The sequence below is a fragment of the Gordonia alkanivorans NBRC 16433 genome (assembly GCF_000225505.1).
Taxonomy (GTDB): domain Bacteria; phylum Actinomycetota; class Actinomycetes; order Mycobacteriales; family Mycobacteriaceae; genus Gordonia; species Gordonia alkanivorans.
In genome coordinates, this window is the sequence record NZ_BACI01000052.1 from 1 (window position 1) to 1,476 (window position 1,476).

Below are 1,476 nucleotides of genomic sequence, written 5' to 3' on the forward strand. Positions count from 1 at the left end.
GGGCTCTTCCGGATTCAGAGTGCATGCAGGTGTTCTGCGAGTTGGCCGGAGTGGATGAGTGACCGCAAGATGTAGTGGGTGAGGTTACGGAACCCGAGCGCGATCCCGCGCAGATGCTCGAGGCGCCCGTTGATGGCTTCGACCGGCCCGTTGGAGGCACCGGTGTCGAAGTAGGCGAGGATCTCGGCTCGCCGGGCCCACAGGGATCGGCCCAGCTGCGCCATTTCAGCCAGCCCGGTCGGCAGACCGGTGTGGATGCGTTTGAGCAGCTTGTACATCGCGATCTTCCCGTCCCGCTTGTTCGGTTGGTCGTAGGCGTCGATGAGGTCTTGGTAGATCGCGTAGGTGACCGCAACGGCCACATGCTCGTCATGGGCGTCGAGGCCGGTGCGCAGGCGGGTCTTCTGTTTGTCGGTGAGCAACCCGATCCGGGTCAGCAGGGTCCGACGGATACCGTAGAGGGGATCTCCACTGCGACCCCGATGTCCACACGTATCCTGTTGCACCCGTTGGCGACACAGGGTGAGTTTCTCCGCGGCCAGGTGCACCACGTGGAATGGGTCCATCACGGCCCGCGCCTTGTCGAGGGACTCTGCGGTGGCGGTGCGGTAGCCGCTGAACCCGTCCATGGTGACCACTCGGATTCGATCGCGGAACGCCTGATCGCGAGCGTCGAGCCAGTCCTTCAACGCGGCTTTCGACCGGCCGGCGACCATGTCCAACAAGCGGGCCGGACCGGTCCCGTCGACGATCGGGGTGAGGTCGACGAGGACGGTCACGAAACTTGAATCACCCTGGCCACGAACATGTTTCCACTTGTGCTCATCAACCCCTAAGACCCGCACACCGGACAGCCGGACGGGTGCAGTAGCCAGGGTCCGGGCCGCTTCGCAGGCCAGGGTGTTGACGGTGTTCCAGCTCAACCCCACCGCCGCGGCCGCGGCCGAGACCGACATTTTGTCGCAGATCATCGCCCGCATGATCCAGGTGGTGGTGCGGCGGGTGACCTGCGCACGCGAGGCCACGATCGCACTGAGGTCGGCCCGGAAGATCGACGTCGCGCAGTCGCTGGTGGCGCATGTGTAGCGCGGTACCGTCAGATGCAGCCGGGTCGGATGCCCCACGATCGGCAGATCGGCGACCTCCCGGTCGACGTGATCACGCAGCCGACCCACTCGCCCGCAGGTCGGGCACGTGTTCTTTGGGTCCAGGAGCTGGCAGAACAGGTGGGTGCGGTCCTCGCCGTCGACGGCGGCATCGGTGATCGTGACGCCGAGTTCGATGGTGCGGCAAATCGTGTCGGCAATAGCGCTACGCTGCGTCATGGGTCCTGTGAGTGTTCGGATGAGTGTGTAGGAGCTTTCATCCTCACACCACAGGACCCGCCCACATCACGCAGAGGCTCACACCCGCAAATCCGACCTACATCTTGTGGCCAGTAGAACCTGTTTCACGCACCGTCAATCCGGAAGAGCC

Annotated in this window: 1 protein-coding gene; it reads right to left on the bottom strand. The window is 64.4% G+C overall.

Going from position 1 to position 1,476, the window contains the following annotated elements; all coding sequences use genetic code 11:
* Positions 1–14: 14 nt before the first annotated feature.
* Positions 15–1,325, bottom strand: a complete 1,311-nt coding sequence (locus GOALK_RS09620; RefSeq protein WP_006358616.1) for an ISL3 family transposase — start codon at positions 1,323–1,325, stop codon at positions 15–17.
* Between the last annotated feature and the right edge of the window lie 151 nt (positions 1,326–1,476).